Origin of the sequence: Agaribacterium sp. ZY112, assembly GCF_041346925.1 — a bacterium.
Taxonomy (GTDB): Bacteria; Pseudomonadota; Gammaproteobacteria; order Pseudomonadales; family Cellvibrionaceae; genus Agaribacterium.
In genome coordinates, this window is the sequence record NZ_CP166840.1 from 1,751,226 (window position 1) to 1,768,126 (window position 16,901).

Annotated in this window: 17 protein-coding genes and 1 tRNA gene; 11 read left to right on the top strand and 7 right to left on the bottom strand. The window is 42.8% G+C overall.

The window, feature by feature from the left end; translation table 11 throughout:
* The first annotated feature begins 535 nt into the window (after positions 1-535).
* The 11 genes from AB1S55_RS07640 to AB1S55_RS07690 all read left to right on the top strand — a co-directional run bounded on the left by AB1S55_RS07640 (position 536) and on the right by AB1S55_RS07690 (position 10,172).
* Positions 536-865 (top strand): hypothetical protein, encoded by a 330-nt coding sequence (locus AB1S55_RS07640; RefSeq protein ID WP_370981215.1) that lies wholly within the window; start codon positions 536-538, stop codon positions 863-865.
* A 15-nt stretch (positions 866-880) separates the two neighbouring features.
* A complete protein-coding gene (locus AB1S55_RS07645) occupies positions 881-1,225 on the top strand; it encodes a hypothetical protein (protein WP_370981216.1) in 345 nt (114 codons plus the stop codon).
* 262 nt (positions 1,226-1,487) lie between these two features.
* The gene (locus AB1S55_RS07650) at positions 1,488-1,886 is read left to right on the top strand and encodes a hypothetical protein (protein WP_370981217.1); all 399 of its coding nucleotides are present in this window, start codon (positions 1,488-1,490) and stop codon (positions 1,884-1,886) included.
* A gap of 131 nt (positions 1,887-2,017) precedes the next feature.
* On the top strand, positions 2,018-2,521 hold the full coding sequence (locus AB1S55_RS07655; RefSeq protein ID WP_370981218.1) for a hypothetical protein: 504 nt from the start codon (positions 2,018-2,020) through the stop codon (positions 2,519-2,521).
* 172 nt (positions 2,522-2,693) lie between these two features.
* Positions 2,694-3,083 (top strand): hypothetical protein, encoded by a 390-nt coding sequence (locus AB1S55_RS07660; RefSeq protein WP_370981219.1) that lies wholly within the window; start codon positions 2,694-2,696, stop codon positions 3,081-3,083.
* Between the two features lie 307 nt (positions 3,084-3,390).
* The gene (locus AB1S55_RS07665; protein ID WP_370981220.1) at positions 3,391-4,062 is read left to right on the top strand and encodes a hypothetical protein; all 672 of its coding nucleotides are present in this window, start codon (positions 3,391-3,393) and stop codon (positions 4,060-4,062) included.
* Positions 4,063-4,625: 563 nt separating this feature from the next.
* Positions 4,626-5,399: a hypothetical protein gene (locus AB1S55_RS07670; RefSeq protein ID WP_370981221.1), complete on the top strand. Its 774-nt coding sequence runs from the start codon at positions 4,626-4,628 to the stop codon at positions 5,397-5,399.
* A gap of 78 nt (positions 5,400-5,477) precedes the next feature.
* Positions 5,478-6,548, top strand: a complete 1,071-nt coding sequence (locus tag AB1S55_RS07675) for a hypothetical protein (protein WP_370981222.1) — start codon at positions 5,478-5,480, stop codon at positions 6,546-6,548.
* Positions 6,549-6,559: 11 nt separating this feature from the next.
* A complete protein-coding gene (locus AB1S55_RS07680; protein WP_370981223.1) occupies positions 6,560-8,359 on the top strand; it encodes an asparagine synthase-related protein in 1,800 nt (599 codons plus the stop codon).
* Positions 8,356-9,177 (top strand): galactosyltransferase-related protein, encoded by an 822-nt coding sequence (locus AB1S55_RS07685; protein WP_370981224.1) that lies wholly within the window; start codon positions 8,356-8,358, stop codon positions 9,175-9,177. Before AB1S55_RS07680 ends, AB1S55_RS07685 begins: the two co-directional genes overlap by 4 nt.
* Complete coding sequence (locus tag AB1S55_RS07690; protein WP_370981225.1) at positions 9,165-10,172, top strand: glycosyltransferase; 1,008 nt, start codon at positions 9,165-9,167, stop codon at positions 10,170-10,172. Before AB1S55_RS07685 ends, AB1S55_RS07690 begins: the two co-directional genes overlap by 13 nt.
* Before the next feature lie 11 nt (positions 10,173-10,183).
* Here the strand turns inward: AB1S55_RS07690 and AB1S55_RS07695 are convergent, their stop codons facing one another.
* The 7 genes from AB1S55_RS07695 to rpoD all read right to left on the bottom strand — a co-directional run bounded on the left by AB1S55_RS07695 (position 10,184) and on the right by rpoD (position 16,819).
* Positions 10,184-10,789, bottom strand: a complete 606-nt coding sequence (locus tag AB1S55_RS07695; protein ID WP_370981226.1) for a class I SAM-dependent methyltransferase — start codon at positions 10,787-10,789, stop codon at positions 10,184-10,186.
* 21 nt (positions 10,790-10,810) lie between these two features.
* Positions 10,811-11,728, bottom strand: a complete 918-nt coding sequence (locus AB1S55_RS07700) for a DUF6817 domain-containing protein (protein WP_370981227.1) — start codon at positions 11,726-11,728, stop codon at positions 10,811-10,813.
* 8 nt (positions 11,729-11,736) lie between these two features.
* Positions 11,737-12,654 (bottom strand): JmjC domain-containing protein, encoded by a 918-nt coding sequence (locus tag AB1S55_RS07705; RefSeq protein WP_370981228.1) that lies wholly within the window; start codon positions 12,652-12,654, stop codon positions 11,737-11,739.
* Positions 12,633-13,577, bottom strand: a complete 945-nt coding sequence (locus tag AB1S55_RS07710) for a hypothetical protein (protein ID WP_370981229.1) — start codon at positions 13,575-13,577, stop codon at positions 12,633-12,635. Before AB1S55_RS07710 ends, AB1S55_RS07705 begins: the two co-directional genes overlap by 22 nt.
* On the bottom strand, positions 13,543-14,391 hold the full coding sequence (locus AB1S55_RS07715) for a thiamine pyrophosphate-dependent enzyme (RefSeq protein ID WP_370981230.1): 849 nt from the start codon (positions 14,389-14,391) through the stop codon (positions 13,543-13,545). Before AB1S55_RS07715 ends, AB1S55_RS07710 begins: the two co-directional genes overlap by 35 nt.
* Before the next feature lie 260 nt (positions 14,392-14,651).
* Positions 14,652-14,728 (bottom strand) — tRNA-Ile (locus AB1S55_RS07720).
* Between the two features lie 261 nt (positions 14,729-14,989).
* Positions 14,990-16,819, bottom strand: coding sequence for an RNA polymerase sigma factor RpoD (gene rpoD / locus AB1S55_RS07725; protein WP_370981231.1), 1,830 nt, complete (start codon positions 16,817-16,819; stop codon positions 14,990-14,992).
* Positions 16,820-16,901: the final 82 nt, after the last annotated feature.

A 16,901-nucleotide genomic window follows, 5' to 3' on the forward strand; every position in this document is an offset into this window, starting at 1 on the left:
AATCATGGGGGGGTAGACATTGTCGGTGTATTTGAATTAATCCTTACCATTATTCTCTCGGCCGTAACCGGTAGCGCTGCGGTCGTAGCCTAACTTGGCAGTCAAGCGCTCTTATTAGTCTGGTTTAAAAGTTGGAAAGTTACTTACTGAGTGCGCGGAAACTACTAAGAAAATTGCAAAGCATACGAGAAAACATAGCGCCCAAATTATGGACGTAGCCCTGCCCCCCTGCCCCCTGTGTCCCTATATATAATGAGCTAGATGCCTCGGTGAACAAAATAGATCAGCTTATTGGGGCAATGATTGCAAGTCAGAAACAGGCGCGCCAGATAAGGTTTGGTTACAAAAGGCCGATCATTGGCCTGGGGTAGATGAGGTTAGTATCGGTAAGATTGGTAACGAAATAGCGATAGAGGTTAAGCCTCTCTACGAAGAAGGTAATGCGTCAAGTAGGCCAGATCAATTTGAGGCGTCCTACAGAGTAGAGAGTAGTGGTCTGTTAAATATCGATTTAAGAATCAGCAAGGTGGTTAAGATGGAATTCGTAAGAGAAAAACAAGAAGAATTGCTGCAAGATGTCGTTGATCTGGTTGAGGATGATTGGAATGAAATAGTCATCGATCTAGAAATTGATGATATCGATGGTGAGCGGGTAATGAGCCCTGATAGTTACTCTGTTTTAGATGGCGAAGAGGCTGAGTTTAGCTTGAGTATTAAAGTGACTGATAAGTTTGAGCAGCTAAAAGATTTGAGTCAGGGAGGAGGCTGGAAGACTTGTCATCTTGTAATCAAAGAAAGTGGTGACTTTGAGTACACATACTCTTATGAAAATACACCTAGATTGGATAAATTAAGGGCCCGTTAAGGATGGAGAATAACAATGAGTATCATAAATGATGAGCAAATAGCTCTTCTTCAAGATATCGTAGATTTAGTCGAGGATGATTGGGAGTCAATTGGCCTTAATGTTGAGATTGATGAGGTGGACGGGGATCTTGTTATTAGCCCCTCTTGCTATTATTCCATCGGTGATAAGAGAAATCGTTTTAAGTTGAGTGCTGATGTATGTGATTCCCTAGAAAGCCTTAGATCTACGCATAAGAGTGTTAATAAAGATAATACAGCGTGGACGATATGCGATATCAAAATTGCAGATGATGGGAATTATTCATACGAATTCTCATATAATACCCCTCCAAGAATCTCTAAGCTAAGGTCTACATAAATTTTATCTGTAGATTAGAAGGGGCGCTTTGGCTGCCATATTATTTACTATTATTATGCGTCTGATTGAAGCAATAAGATTCCATTTCTCAAAAATTAACCGTAATCTCAGTACTTATAATAAAGGTGAAAATGAATGGTATGATGGGTAGTATGAAGGAATTTAGCGGAAGGTAAAAATATAGCCTTATGTTTCGTAAGATTCTGACTCATAACTATAGTTTCTGAAGAAGTAACCGATCCTGATATTGGGGATATAATTTATGAAAAATAAAGATGAATACCCTAGAAAAATTTCAGATCTTATTCTTAGGTGCAAAAAGGTAATTGCTAACGAATGGGAGTCTCTAACTTTTGTTTTTGATCTTGGGGAAGGCCACATTGCTAATTCAGGGTTTCTCTACAATGGCGATCGAGTTAGACCTGTAACCGCGAGAATATCAGAAGATCCAATGTTGTTAAGTGACACAATTAGAGAGTTTAGAGCGGCTGTTGAGGGTGATTGTGGAGAAAAGTTTAAGCAGTTGCTTGTTCAGATGGAAAAAAAGTCTGGACGTTTTAGAATTGATTTTGAATTTGATGATGGCCAGCGCTGGAGAGTTATCCCCTCTGGCGGTAAAACTCTGAAAGAGATAAGAGAGGATCTTAAGCCAAGTTTATAATACATCTTTATGTATGTCTGTTCAGGTTGTTGTATTCATTAAACGGATGATTTTGGTCTGCCTGATCATATGTCAGAATTCTTGTGTGGTAGCAGGTTCCTCTAATAGTTTTAATTGTTTAGGGTCTAGTTATGAATCTTGATGAGTTATTACCCTTGTTGGGGAGGTCGGTGGTTGATTCTCAGTTAAACAGCTTTTTGAGTGTCTTATCAGATGGCCTAGTAAGAGGTTTAGCTTTACCTTCTGGTGAGTATAGAACCTATTATGAAAATAGAAGTGATGGTTATTCGTTGGTGTTCACTGATGAAGCGATGTTTCTAGGTAGAGAAGATCAAGGTATTGGTACTGGTTCTTTATATTTAAGTGGCATATTTTTATACTCTGAAGGTAAGGACGACTATTCAGAATATGCTGGCTCAATGCCTAATGGTATTCGATTTGATGCTACTCAGAGCGATATTGCAAAAGTTCTGGGTGAAGCGTCTTGGTCAAGAGAAAGGAGGGATAAGTCTATAGCTGCAGAAAGGTGGGATACCTTCTTTGATTATCGACTACATATTACTTATTCAAAGAATACTTGTTGTCCTGTAGTTGTATCCTTAAATATTGCTGATAAGCCTTCAAGTAGGGTCTAACTCTGAATATAGTTACTAATGCGCTCTTCATAGAAGGTTTTTTTGGGCTATCGATGGGCTCTGCGTATATATTATCACTAACGTTTTCGCTCTACATAGGTTTCCAGAATGCTTAATCGTGGTGTATTTAGATTTATTAAGGTATTCACTGGTGTGTTCGCTAGGAGGGATTATGAAAACTAAAAATGAGTATGTTCAAGAAATTGCAGGTTTAATTCTTCAGTGTAAAAAAGTCATAGAAAATGAATGGGAGCAGCTTGTTTTTGTTTTTGATACTGCAGATGGGCATGTGGCCAACTCAGGATTTTTATATAATAGAGGAAAAGTAAGACCCGTTTCTGCAGGTATCGAATCTTCACCTTTGTTGTTGAGTGATACAATTATTGAGCTCCGTCAAGCTGTTGCTGTTGAGTGCGGTGATAAATTCAAACAGTTCCTTATTCAAATGGATAAAGAGTCTGGGCGGTTTAAAATTGATTTTGAATTTGATGATGCTAATAGGTGGACGATCGTCCCATCTAAAATGAAAGAGATGCGTGAAGCTCTACGGCCTAAATTTTAGTTTTTGGTTTTAAATACCCGCTTTATGCGGGTACTTTTTTATCTGATTATTGATTTTCTGGATCTTTTAGGAGGATTGGGCTTGGGTGGCGTTCAGTTGTTAGCCCACCTTGTAGGTGGGCAGTCGATGGCGATAATTTGATATAAGTTAAATAGCAGCGTTATTTCTTGATTTGTGCCTACTCGTTCATACTTATGCTTAAATATTGGCCGTTTTTTTGTGCGTATTTGTGTGGTAGTTTTACTTATTTGTAATACGATTTGAGTAAGATAAAACACGGTTCAAATACGAAAGGGAGATCTCACGCATGTATACCTCATTTACCCAGTTCTCGGCGGAAGTAAAACCCATTCTCGAGACGTTGGTGCGAGCAGGGAAAATCACCTCGGGTAAAATCAGTAAGACCGATCACCTCGATATGCCTATTTACCTCAAAGCGTATTGGGCCGTGTATAACAATGCTAAAAATGCGGATGGTCAGCGCCTGATTGCTGGTGTGCTAGATGACTTGAAGGATGCGCATGGCGTTTATGATAAGACGTCGGTGATGCGCTCTGGCAATATTCTTCAGGTTCACGGTACTACGTGGAGTATTTTGTTGAACGACTGTTGGATTATGGGCGGCATTCATGGCGGCGCCACTTTTGAGCTTGCCTCTTATGCAGAGCAAAAAAATCTTTTTAATCTAAGTCATACCGATAAAGACCCTGATGACTACGCGTTTAGAGTAACTGGTCGTGAAATTCTTGGTTTGTTGCATTTTGGTTATTCACAGTCCTCTTGCGCGCCTAGTTCTTTAAGTAGGTCGGTTGGCATTAAATCACTCTTGCGTAGTACTAACCCCAAAAAAGCTAAGGCCGCGACCTTTACTGAGTATCATCAGATTGTAGAGCAGACGACTCAGAGTTATCTTGCTAATGATGCTAGTAGGGCAAATGTGGTTGGAAAGTTGCTGGGGTTAAAGGCGCTGACGTCTTGATGGAGTGACTTTTTCATGTATGTTTCTGCTGTGCTAGTGAATGTTCATAGCAATATAGGTTGGCGATTAGGACACAAGTGATTAGTTACAGGGTTGATTCTGTGATGATTTTCATGTCGCCTTAATCGTCGTAGCAGGGCTCGATCTGGCAGTTAGTGATTATTTATGGCGCCTGCCATTTCAATCTTCGTTATTTAAGGCCATAACTAAATTTATACCCTCCTTTTTTATCAAACACAGTTTTGATGTGCTCTTTCTTTGTGGATCCATCTTGGATGGGGCGATTAAAACGCTGCTTATATGCTGCTCTTAGTATAGATTTTGATTTCTAATAGCAAATTACTCTTTAAGCCCTTCTGCTGTTTTTCATGCTGATAAATTCTATTTTGGCGCGGTATGTCTCTTTTGCTTGGCGTGGCTATTTATGCCTCATGGAGGGGGATTTATGCAATGTTTCTTCGCTAAAATTAGGGTGATTTTTGTTGCTTGCTTTGATAATGAAAATCGCTTAACGTCTGTGGCTGATTGCTGGTATTTATTCCAATGAAATTACAAGGAGATGTATGATGGAAGGTAAAAACTCTGTTTCTGAGTTAACACAAGATCTAGATAAACTTGCTTCTCGTTTTCGTAATCGATTCCAAAATAGCGGTGATACAGGTAAAGATGCATTAGATGGTGACACCGGCAAGGGTGGATTAGATGGTGATACCGGTAAGGCATTTATTTCATCCGTCTCTAGTACTGAGAATTTAATTCGTGATCTGGATGAGCTATCACAGCGTTATCATAGATTAGGAAAGTTTAGTAACGGAGACACTGGTAAAGATGGCGGTGACGGTGATACTGGTAAAGGCAGTATTTTGGATGTCCGCGCCAATCTCACTCCTCTCTTTAAAGACATTGATGTTTTAGCTGATCGTTACCGCAACCGTTTTCCTGGAGCACTTGATGGGGATACAGGTAAGGATGCTGGTGTTATTTCGAGCCACTTAGATTCGCTCTTTGGTGACCTAGATAATCTAGCAGCTCGTTATCGTGATCGCTTTGGTAAATTTGCCGCTGATGGCGATACCGGAAAAGGCGATGCCGCTGATGGCGATACCGGAAAAGATGCCGAGTTATTTCAAGCTAGCCAAGGTATTGGCCGACTGATTGGTGATTTAGATAACCTCGCTGAGCGATACAAAACACGTCTGTCTAGTTTTGATGGTGATGGCGATACAGGTAAGGGCGGGGAGCCAGATGTTCTCAATCGTCAAGGCACCGTTATCAACTGGCCATATATTGGTGTTTCCATCGCTATTGGTGTTGTTCTAGGCGCCATCGTTTTCTAAATATAGGGGTGTACTAGGTATCGATAAATTTAATACTTAGTATTGCCTTCTATTGTCTTATTCTTTGCGGGCTTAAATATGCAACCTAGGCAAAAGGTCGTATTGATTGGTGCTGGTGATTTGGCTGTGCGCATCGCAGCAGGTTTACAGCTGTCTTCATACGATATTGATATTGATCTTGTAAGCCGCAGCCCTCATGTGTATTCAAAAGCCTGCCTATTAAATAGTTCGGCTATTGGGGCGAACTTCGCACGAGTGGCTGCATACCAGGTTGATGTTTTAGACTCGGGGCAGCTTGAGAGTTATATTGAGCATGCAGGGGGGGATATTTATATCAACTGTGCAAGCCTGCTCTCTCCATGGGCTTACTTAAGTACGCCGAGCCCTACTGCAAAAAAACTTGGCAGCCTTGCCTTTGCCGCTCAGCTTTGCGCTCAATTACCCGCAGCTTTTCGAATCGCCGATTCGTTACGGCGGTTGGGTGCCGAATCTAAATATATCAACTGTTCCTTTCCCGATTCAGTCAACGTAATTCTTGCCAAGAATGATTTGGCACCACTGTGTGGGTTGGGGAATGCAGGTATGCTGCATCGTTTTTTACAGGTGCATAACCCTAGAGCTGAAATACGTGTAGTTGCTCACCATGCAGTGGTACAAGCTTTATTGTGCGGTGATTACAGTAATGAAGCGCTTTGCTACGTTGAGTTCAACGGTGAGCCAAGGTCTTGGTCTGATCTTGTGGTTGGCACAGCCCCGCTAGAACGAAATATTCTCCTTAATCAGCTTACTGCAGCCCATGCAGTTGATGTCGTTATTGCCCTGCTAGATTCGTCACGAAGCCTTTCAACGAGTCTACCTTCTCCGAGTGGCTTGGCTGGCGGTTATCCATGTCGCATAGAGGAGGGGCGATTAATATCAGAGAGTTGCCAGTATTTGTCGCATGAGCAAGCGATTACTCTAAATAAGCAAGCTGCAAAGTTGGATGGCATCGAGCATATTGACGAGTGTGGCATGGTGCATCTTACTAGTGAGCTAAAAAACAATTTACCGGAATCATTACGTTTTATGGAAGCGCCTTTAAATGTAGAAAACGCATTAGATCAATTTGGTCGCTTAAATCGTCTCTTATCTAACGCTAATAAAGTCTAGTGCTAGATAATATGATTTCTGAACATACCTTGCTTGGATCCTTCTCGTCTGACCTCATCAAAGAGCACCCTAGTTATGAGTTTGTGCAGAACCTCCACGCCCGTAATCATCAGCATCAGCTGTTTGTCGATTCTCACTGCATCATTTACGCGCCTTTTATCATTAAGCATGATGATGTCGTTGTTGCTGCTAATCCATTAACTGATAGGGATAAATACGCCCTTAAAGATTTTTCAGAAAGTTGGCAATCCGGTGATGTTGATTCTTCCTTGGTTTTAGTTGAGCAGTGTAGTCTAAGCTGTGCATTACTGGTTTATTCTGAAGGTGATTTAGTTCTTGTACGTGATCGTCTCGGTGTTGACGATGTCTATTACCACTGCAGTGAAGATATTTGTGGCGTATCTACAAATTTAACCCTGTTAGTGGATGCTTTTTTTCCTCCTCAAAGTGGTGGAGGGCGAAGCCCCAATATTGATTCCATGTTCAATCATTTTCTCTATGGTCGGCCCAGAGCTGGGGCATCGTTATTTCATGGGATTCATAGTGTTGAGGCGGCAAACTTTGTGACAATTAATGGAGGAGTTAAAAGCGGACGATATTGGTCGCCATTGGATAAGCCGCTACCTCTATTACGGCGTGAAGAGCGCTTAAAAGTATTAGAAGACACTCTGGAGAATGCGTGTTTGCAAAGCTTTAGTGAAGAGGGCAATGCTATATTTTTATCTGGCGGGCTCGATTCCAGTTATATTAGCTATATAGCAGGGAGTCAATGGAGAAAAAAACGGGGGGGCAACATAGACGTATCTTGTTACACCGTGAGCTATGATGACCCACAATTCGATGATGAAGCATATTATGCAAATATCGTTAGTAAAGCTTACGACCTTCCATTAACTAAAGTCTCACTTAATGAAGAGAATGTATTACATTACCTGAAGCAAGTGCTTGATTCACCTCAGCCCCTTAGTGCCTGGGCTGGAATCTGTAATCATGCGCTTGTAGATGCTGCCGTTAATGATGGGTATTCGCATATCCTTTCTGGTTTGGGATCAGACGAAGTACTTGGTAATTATGACAAGATGCTTGATTACTATTTTCGTGTGCGTGATATCGTTAAAGATGGCGGTGTTAGAGCGGTTAATTTACTAAATTATGTTAATGAGCTTGATAAGATCCTATTTCCAGGTGTTGCGGACTTTTTTAATCCAGATTCCTTGCGTGATATATTAGCAGATAATCATCTTTTGGATTTCAATATTGAAGATTTGAAATACTTTTATCAAAGTTGTGGTGGAGTCGATAAAGATAGTCATTTATTTTCATTTATGGTTTCGCATGAATGTCATCATCGTATCCCTGACTTATTATTGCGGAATTTTAATGTCTATCCGCGCCAACTTGGCGCTAATATCGTATATCCCTTTCTGGATCCACAGTTTGTAGAGCAGGCATGTTCGCTTTATCCTCAAGAGCGATTCTTATATGAAGATGATAAGTGGCTTAGTAAAGTTAGCTTAAAAATGATTGTTGCCGAAAAGTTTCCTGAAGAAATATTGAGTCGTAAGCGCGGAACATTCGATTTTCCATTTAAAACATGGCTTAAACAATCAGAGTTCTATGATTTTGTTCGTAATCAGCTTGAGCAAAGCGAGTTTTGGTTGTCCGGTATTGTAAATGAGGAAGTCCTGGATCGTTATTTGCTATATATGAAATGCAATAAGGAAAATCAAGCCATTGATCATGGCTCCTGGGCGAATGAATTGTGGGTGCTGTTAACTGTAAGCGCCTGGTACAAGAGGTATATTCAATGATCAGTATTATAATCGCTTGGAAAAATAGGGATGAACTCTATCGTAGTATTGATAGCTTTATCAACGTTGTTAATGTGCTAAAAGGCGAAGTGATTTTGGTGAATTATTGTGGCCAATTAGATTATGAGCGTTTGCCCAAGCACGACGACCTGCGTATTGTCGAAATCACCGGTAGAGATTTCTTCAATAAGGCATCGGCTAATAATATTGGTTCCTCCTATGCGAAAAATAATAATCTGTTTTTTTGTGACTGTGACATTGTGTTAGAGCTGGATGCTGTTCAACGATGCCTTGAATTATTAGTCTTGCCAAAGTCTTTTGTCACTATTAAGCATGTTCAAGAGGAGAAGATTAACGCGATTGATATAAACCATATTCAGTGTTTTGGTTATCATATGATTATCAAAACGCGCGATGGTCAGCAGGTAGAGATTGTTGATTTTGAAGAAGATGCGGCTACAGGCATACGCAATGCGCCTGGTCTTCTGTTTTTGACGCAAGATCATATGCAGAAAATTAATGGTTATAGCGGTTTTATGCAGGGCTGGGGTTGGGAAGATCAAGATATGATCTGCCGATTAACATTGGGGCTTGGCCTAAGTAGGCAGCAACACGGCACGTTACTGCACTTATCACACGATGATCATTCACGAACTAAGGAGTATCCAGAGGTAAGTAGTCGCTGGGAAAGTCGGGATAGAATGTTTAGAAGCGCACTATCGCGTTATGACCAAAATATCTTCTTAGGAACCTTACAGGAAGATTTGCTAAGCCACTCAACTAGGGAAGTTACTCGGAGTACATTATGCACCGCGTAAGCGTTTGCATGATTGTGCGTGATGCCGAAGAAGTACTCGAGCGCTGTATTGATAGTCTTGCGGGGGGGTACGATGAGCTATGTATTGTCGATACAGGCTCTACGGATAACACGGCTGATATTGCGCGGCGTCGTGCTGATATTTTTGAGCGCTATACGGGCTGCAATAATACTGATCAGAAAATAATTGATTTTTCTGATGCGCGTAATCGCTGTGTTAGGCTAGCGCAAGGAGACTGGATTCTTTCGATTGATGCTGATGAGGTGTTTAGCAATAAGTCAGATAAGACGATTAAACAGCTGCTAGAGGTTGAGAATAAAACAACAGCTGCAGCAATTACTATTAGCCGTGGACAGACTCAATGGTTGGCCATAAGGCTATTTAGGAATATGGCTGAACAGCGTTTTCACCATGCAGTTCACGAGGTTGTTAACGTCACGGGAGAGGTCATTACACTCAGAGACTTATGTATTCAGGACTTGGGGCAGAGCCAAAAAACGGAAGAATCTGCTTCACGAAATGCTCGTATATGTAGGAATTTATTAAATCAAAACCCAGCTGATCTTAGAGCCATGTTTTATCTCGCGGAGGCCCTGCGTAAGCAAGGAAAATTTATCGAGGCTGGTGATGCATATATGGATTGCCTTGATCACCCTCAGTTATCAACTGCGTATCGCTGCGCCACATTAGAGTCGCTAGCAACTTGTTTTCTTTATTTAAAGAAGTGGCAAGAGGCTATAGATTGTGCGCAAATGGTGGTTGACCTACATTCGGGGCTTGCGGAAGCTTACTGTTTAATGGGGGATGCGAATTTAGCTTTACGCAACGTGTCAGAGGCCAAGGCATGTTATCTGAAAGCAAAAGAGCAGAAATTTCCGCCAGATAACTACAGCTTGTTTGTGCGTAAAGGGTCATATGGTGAATACCCTCAGCAACAATTGAGTGCTTTAGAATTACTTTGCAAGAAGCACGATATCGAATATGAGGTTGTTTGATAGAAACGAATCTAGTTGGTGCTTTCTATACAATTTTTAATGTATAGATGAAGTTTGTTTAGCTTACTTTGGTAAGTTATGAGTCGATTAGGTTTTTTAAAGTAGAGCGCAATTTCATACCCCCAACACTTATCTGCTCCGGCTGAATCTGCCAGCTGAAGATATCGGCCATAGCGTTGATGCATTATTTTGGGATTTAAATCTGCCTGTATGTGTTCTTCATAGGGGTTGTGAAACTCTTCCTCTTGTTCAGATTCAAAGGGAACTACAACGATGAGCTCTGTGCAGTGTCTGGATAGGCGCTCTATGGTTTTTTGGGCATTGATAACCGACATGTGTTCTAGAATGTCGCCCATGATAATAACATCGTAAAAAATGATCTTTGTATTCACTATGTTGTCTACATAAACTTTCCTGTAGAGTTGATTCAGTTTGAATTGTTCAATATACGGCGGCCAAATCTCGCATGCATCAATACTGGGGTAATTACTTCTGAGAAGCTTGGCGTAGGCACCAGCTCCCGCACCTACATCGAGAATAGTAGTTTTATTGGATGGGAACTTTCTTACAATATGGTTTTTAATATCTGATCTAAAATAATCGACGCTAAACGGCATAACTTCATTCAACCCAAAGCGCTAAGAGCACCGTCTCATATGGCTATTTGTTAGCATTTTCTGCAGGCGCTGCCAGAAACCTTCTCCTCTTACGCCAATGCACGCAAGTTCAATTAAGCGTTCAGCCAAACTCATCCAATCACTTAATAGCAGCCTTTTGTCCCATGGTGAGGCCCAAGTGCGAAGGTGCTGCAAGCCCTCACTTGCTAAATAGAGCGCACTGTCAAAACGTTCACTATCGAGTTCGATAGCGGCTAACAATATATAGCTTTCTCCGATAATAGGATTAAGTCCAATCGCTTTTTTTAGGTGTGTTTTTGCATTATCTGGCTGGCTAATTGTCAGTGCTTGTTTATAGGCTTCTAATGCCTTTATTTCGTCAGTTTTGCGCAATCCTTGACTTAACAGTGCTGGATGTTGAGGGGGTAAGAAGCTAATTGATTCGGCCATTTCTACCAATCGCCATATAAAAATAGCGGGAGATCGGTCTTTGTCAGATAACTGATCAAGTAGATTTGCCATCTCAATCAATAAAAGTTGTTCTAATTCTAATGCTGTCAATTGCAGTGTGTTGTGACTATTTATTTCATTTAGCGTGGCTCTTGAGTGTTGCTCGGGCAAAGAGCAATTTAATAAAGCGGGCAATATTTCATTACGCCGTACCGAACAAAAAGCGTAGGCCAATCTCTCGGCTGGTACTCCAATTAATGCTTGTATACTTTGACGTTGTTGCTTATCAACGGTCGACTTTTGAAAAAACTCAGTGCCGTAGATGCTATGATACAAGCCCGCTAGGTACACCTCCTCGGGGGCTCCCCAGGCGCGTAAAATATCAAACACACCGAATAGGTGCTGAAGAAAATTACCGCCGCTGTGTGATGTGGCTCGTGTGTTTTTTAAGGCGGCTAACTGTTTCTTTCTATTTGCGTTGTAATCCATACTCAAGGCTAGCAAACCTCAAGCCATTTCTTGAGGTGGTTTTCCAATTCAGTGGGTTGGGTTTTTAGTTTTTTCAATAATTCAATCATCGCATCAATACTTTCATGCGTCTCGTTCACGACAGATTGGTCTATTGCTGGTATGTCTAGTAGTGAAAAGGCTGGTGCGCGATTATTAGGGTTGGCATTCATTTGTTCTTTTAAGTACACGAGAAGCCCGTCGATATATCCTGCGTTTTTATAGTCAAAAGCTAGATTCAATGAAAGGGAATCTTCTTCTGCTTTAGCGCAATGCCAAGCGCCAGCGGGCAGGCACAACATGTCCCCTGGGCCTAAAACAATAGATTCCATGTCTTCTTTTTGAGGTGGCTTAAATCCCTGTTCTTCAAGGTGGGCAGTGTGCGGTGAATTGCTTTTGGGGTAACGTGTAGTGTGATCGAGCTTATACCACCAGCGTTTGTAGCCACCAATTTGAATGGCGGTAGCGACACGAGCATCGAAATGCATATCAAAGCCGCTGCCAGCGGGAGATAGATAAGAGCGAAAGCTGACTTTGCCACTGTAGCTCACGCGCTGTTTAATATTTAGCGCAGCTTGCCTTAATACTGGGTGGGCTTGTTCCATGCCTGTCACGCATATGGATGCGCCTGCTTTTAGCATATCTGGTATATCTGCGATGCTTATGTTTGCTTGGCGTAACAAGGGGAACACTGCTCGAATATGATCCGCTTTGTCTAGGTTTTCTTTAAACTCGTCTGTACGAAAAAGAAAATCAAATTTATCTTCAGAGCCTTTAATGTGAAGAGCTTTTTTATTGAAGTAGTCATGCATAAATTCATCGACACTGACCTTGCCGAGGATGCGTTTAAGGACGTCAATATCAGCGTGTTTCGACGCGAGTGGGGCTAGAGCTTCTGTTGTATCCATGGTGTTATATCTTCCAAAATCCATTGTCGTAGGCTGGCTGTGTCAATAGAGCATTGCTCTCGTAATTCGTTGATTGACTGCATCACGGGTAGCCAATTCTGTGGCCACCCAATTTTGTGAATGGTTAAATGTGGGTATTGATGGGCCACGATATCACCGAGCCCACCGTTAGAAAAATGATCCTCAATTACATAAATATGCTTAAACGGTTGCCGCATAATTGTGTCGAGTTTTTCTGGTAGTGGACGAATCCGGTTGATATGCATATGGCTTACGGAAACACTCTGTTTTAACGACAGGCTTAAATCAACTGCCCATTCGCTGGCTGTACCACTGGAAATTAAAAGAACATCATGGCCTTGTTTTTCTAGCCAATAGCAGTCTTGTGATTTTTCCGTTGTGATTGCTGGAGTAAATTTAGAAAGGCGTATATAAGCTGGTTGTTGTCGCTCTAATATTTGTTTGACTGCATAAATTACATCTTTTTCTGATCCAGGTGACCAGATATCAATATGAGGTAGGCTGGAAATAATGGCCACATCATTTAGGCATATATGCGAGTTGCCATTTTTAATGCCGGTGATGCCACTATTTGCACCAACTAAGGTTACAGGTAGCTTCATTTGGCTGACACCGCACCGTATTTGATCGTAGCCTCTGCTTAATAAAAAAGCCGCAAATGAGAATACCCACGGACGTTTAGACATTGCAGCTAAACCGCTTGCGACCGATACCATACATTGTTCGGCGATACCTGCTTGGATATAGCGGGGGCCAAAGGTTGTTATGACATCGCTGTTTATATCGTAGGAGTCACCCAGATCGGCATCCAGTAGCCATAAGTCTGATTCAGAGCGCGCCAGTTTTGCTAAATGCTGAACGAGTAATTTAGCAAGCTTCGGCGAGGAAGTTTCTGCTGGCATGATAGTGCTCCCTACTTAATGTCGTGCAGTGGCTTAATGCAGGTTGTTGTTCAAAACAAGGAATGCCGGCCCCTTTTACGGTGTTTGCAATGGCGATGTTAGGCTGTTTAGGGTCTAGAGGTTGCAGTGTTCGTGTTTTACTTGCCTCAATCCAAGATCGTAGGCTAGTCAGGCAGTGGCCATTTAAGCTCTCTACTTGCCAACCAAAGGCCCGCCATTTTTCTTCAGCAGCAGGTAGCGGCACATTATGAGCGACTTCCTGAGCTTCCCAGCCACACTCCTGGTGTCGGTTTAAATCTAAGATGACATGCAAATTGGTTAATTGGTAGCGTGAGGCCAGCATAGCGGCTTCCCACACCTGACCTTCTTGGCACTCGCCATCTCCCATTACTACCCAGACATGACGATTCGGTTCATTGGCAAGCGCTAGTGCGCTTCCTAGTCCATAAGACAGACCTTGGCCTAATGAGCCTGTTGAAAAGTGTACCCAGTTGTTAGCATGAATACAGGGGTGTATTTCGGTGCCAGTAATTGAATTACCGTAATTGGAAAGATCTAGCTGCGCCAGGCCCAATGCATTTAGGCTAGCGTAATAGCTAACGGCTGCGTGGCCCTTTGATAAAATGAAAATATCTTGGCTGGCTCCACGCTGGGAAATACTGCCATGTACGAGTAAAGCTTGAAGGATCTCGACACAACTACATGCCCCTCCAAAATGCCCCCCTTTTGCTTGGTAAAGTGCATCGAGAATTTGCAGGCGTATTTGGCGACTTGTCGAGTTGCCTAGCTGCTCCTTCTTGCTAATCGTAACCATGCTATATCCCTGATGATTATATTTGTCCCTGCAATCTAGCCTCAAACCTTAATGCTTGATGGTGAAAGAGGCAATGATCATTTTGGTAATTTGATATAACTGGAATAAGTGCAAATATGAGAACAATTGGCTTGAAATGATTTTGGGTCAGATCTTGGTGATCAAAACACAATAATTTATGAATAAAGCTCTTCAATGTAGCTAAATAAAGCAGCCAAGCTTTTATATCATGAACAGAATTATCTTATTGAGGTAAAAAGTGGTGGGCCTTCCCAGACTTGAACTGGGGACCTGCCGATTATGAGTCGGATGCTCTAACCAACTGAGCTAAAGGCCCTTATGTCTCCATAGATGGAGAGCGTGCTTGGAGTTACCGAGGGTAATACAAGCTGGTTTGATCTTTGTGTAAACAGATGAATCCATCTTACTCGATTCACTTTGCACTTGCTGTTCTAAGCGTTTGTTTCTTAAGTGATTAGAATCAGTAAGCGGCGCATTATAAGGTGCAGTGGCATGAAAAACTAGGGTTGGTTTTTCTTTATTTCAGAAATAAAAAAAGGAGAGCCTAGGCCCTCCTTTTGAATCGTGCTTTTAGTGCTTATTCGTCTAGGAAGCCGCGTAAGTGATCTGAGCGTGAAGGGTGGCGTAATTTACGCAGAGCCTTTGCTTCGATCTGACGAATACGTTCACGCGTTACGTCGAACTGCTTGCCTACTTCTTCAAGAGTATGATCGGTATTCATATCGATACCAAAACGCATACGAAGTACTTTAGCTTCTCGGGCGGTAAGGCCGCCAAGTACTGACTTAGTCGCTTCCTGAAGGCCTGAAGAGGTCGCTGATTCAACCGGTGAGGTGATCGTTACGTCTTCAATAAAGTCGCCTAGGTGGCTGTCTTCATCGTCGCCGATTGGCGTTTCCATAGAGATAGGCTCTTTGGCGATTTTCAGTACTTTGCGAACCTTGTCTTCTGGCATGTCCATGCGCTCTGCCAATTCTTCTGGCGAGGCTTCACGGCCCATTTCTTGTAGCATCTGACGGCTAATACGATTGAGCTTGTTGATGGTTTCAATCATATGTACCGGAATACGAATGGTGCGGGCTTGGTCGGCAATAGAGCGAGTAATAGCCTGACGAATCCACCATGTTGCATAGGTTGAGAACTTGTAACCTCGGCGGTATTCGAATTTATCTACGGCTTTCATTAGGCCGATGTTACCTTCTTGGATAAGGTCCAAGAACTGTAAACCGCGGTTGGTGTACTTTTTCGCAATAGAGATTACCAGGCGTAAGTTCGCTTCAACCATTTCTTTTTTGGCGCGGCGAGCACGAGCTTCACCGATGCTCATGCGACGGTTGATCTCTTTAATGGTGGCAAGGTCTAAACCGGCTTCTTCTTCTACTTGAGCGAGCTTGCGCTGGCTGCGCAGGATGTCGCCTTGGTAACCACGTAGCGCGTCGCTGTAGTCACGCTTTTTCTTAACGATATCGTTAATCCACTCTAGGTCACTTTCGTTACCTGGGTATTCCTTCATAAAGGTCTTACGAGGCATACCTGCGCGCTGAACACAAAGGCGCATAATGGCTTTTTCTTCGATGCGGATACGGCGAAGCATGCCACGAACGTGATCATAAATGGGGTCGAACTGGCGAGGTGGAAGTTTGAAGAATTTAAAAACTTCACCCAGTTCTTCCAGTGCTTTGCCTGCTTCTTTGCTGGCACGGCCTTTGTCTTCGATGACTTTTTCGGCTGCTTCTAGTACAACACGTAGCTCGTCGAAGCGCTCTTTGGCGTACTCAGGGTCAATACCACCTGGGTTGTCGTCATCTTCGTCGTCGGCTTCGTCGTCTTTCTCGTTCTTCTCTGCCTGATTGATTGGTGTTGCAGCTTGCACTTCATCAGCGGGGTCTAGCCAGCCACTGACAACATCTGGCATGCGGCGTTCGCCGGCTTCAATAAGGTCAAACTCGTCAACGATTTTACGTGCGGAATTTGGCCAGTGCGCTAAGGCGTGAGTTAATTCACGAATACCTTCTTCGATACGCTTGGCGATAGCAATTTCGCCTTCACGAGTTAGAAGTTCAACCGTACCCATCTCGCGCATGTACATACGCACTGGGTCGGTAGTACGGCCTGCTTCAGTCTCTACTGCGGCAAGAGCGGCGGCAGCTTCGGCGGCAGCAATTTCATCGGTGCTGTTGTCGCCATCGGTCATCAAAAGTTCATCGGCATCAGGTGCTACTTCGTATACACGAATACCCATGTCGTTGATCATTTGGATGATGTCTTCGACCTGATCCGGGTCGCTGAATTCATCGGGCAGGTGGTCGTTGACCTCATCGTAAGTCAAGTAGCCCTGCTCGCGGCCTCGATTGATCAGTTCTTTGATGCGAGACTGCTTTTGCTGCGGTTGCGGTTGGTCGCTCATTAAGGTTCCCTGTTGCTGGAGGGGTTGGCGAAAAGCCCGCCATTATAATCATTTCGCTTCTAAGCGGCCAGTGAACGAGAGC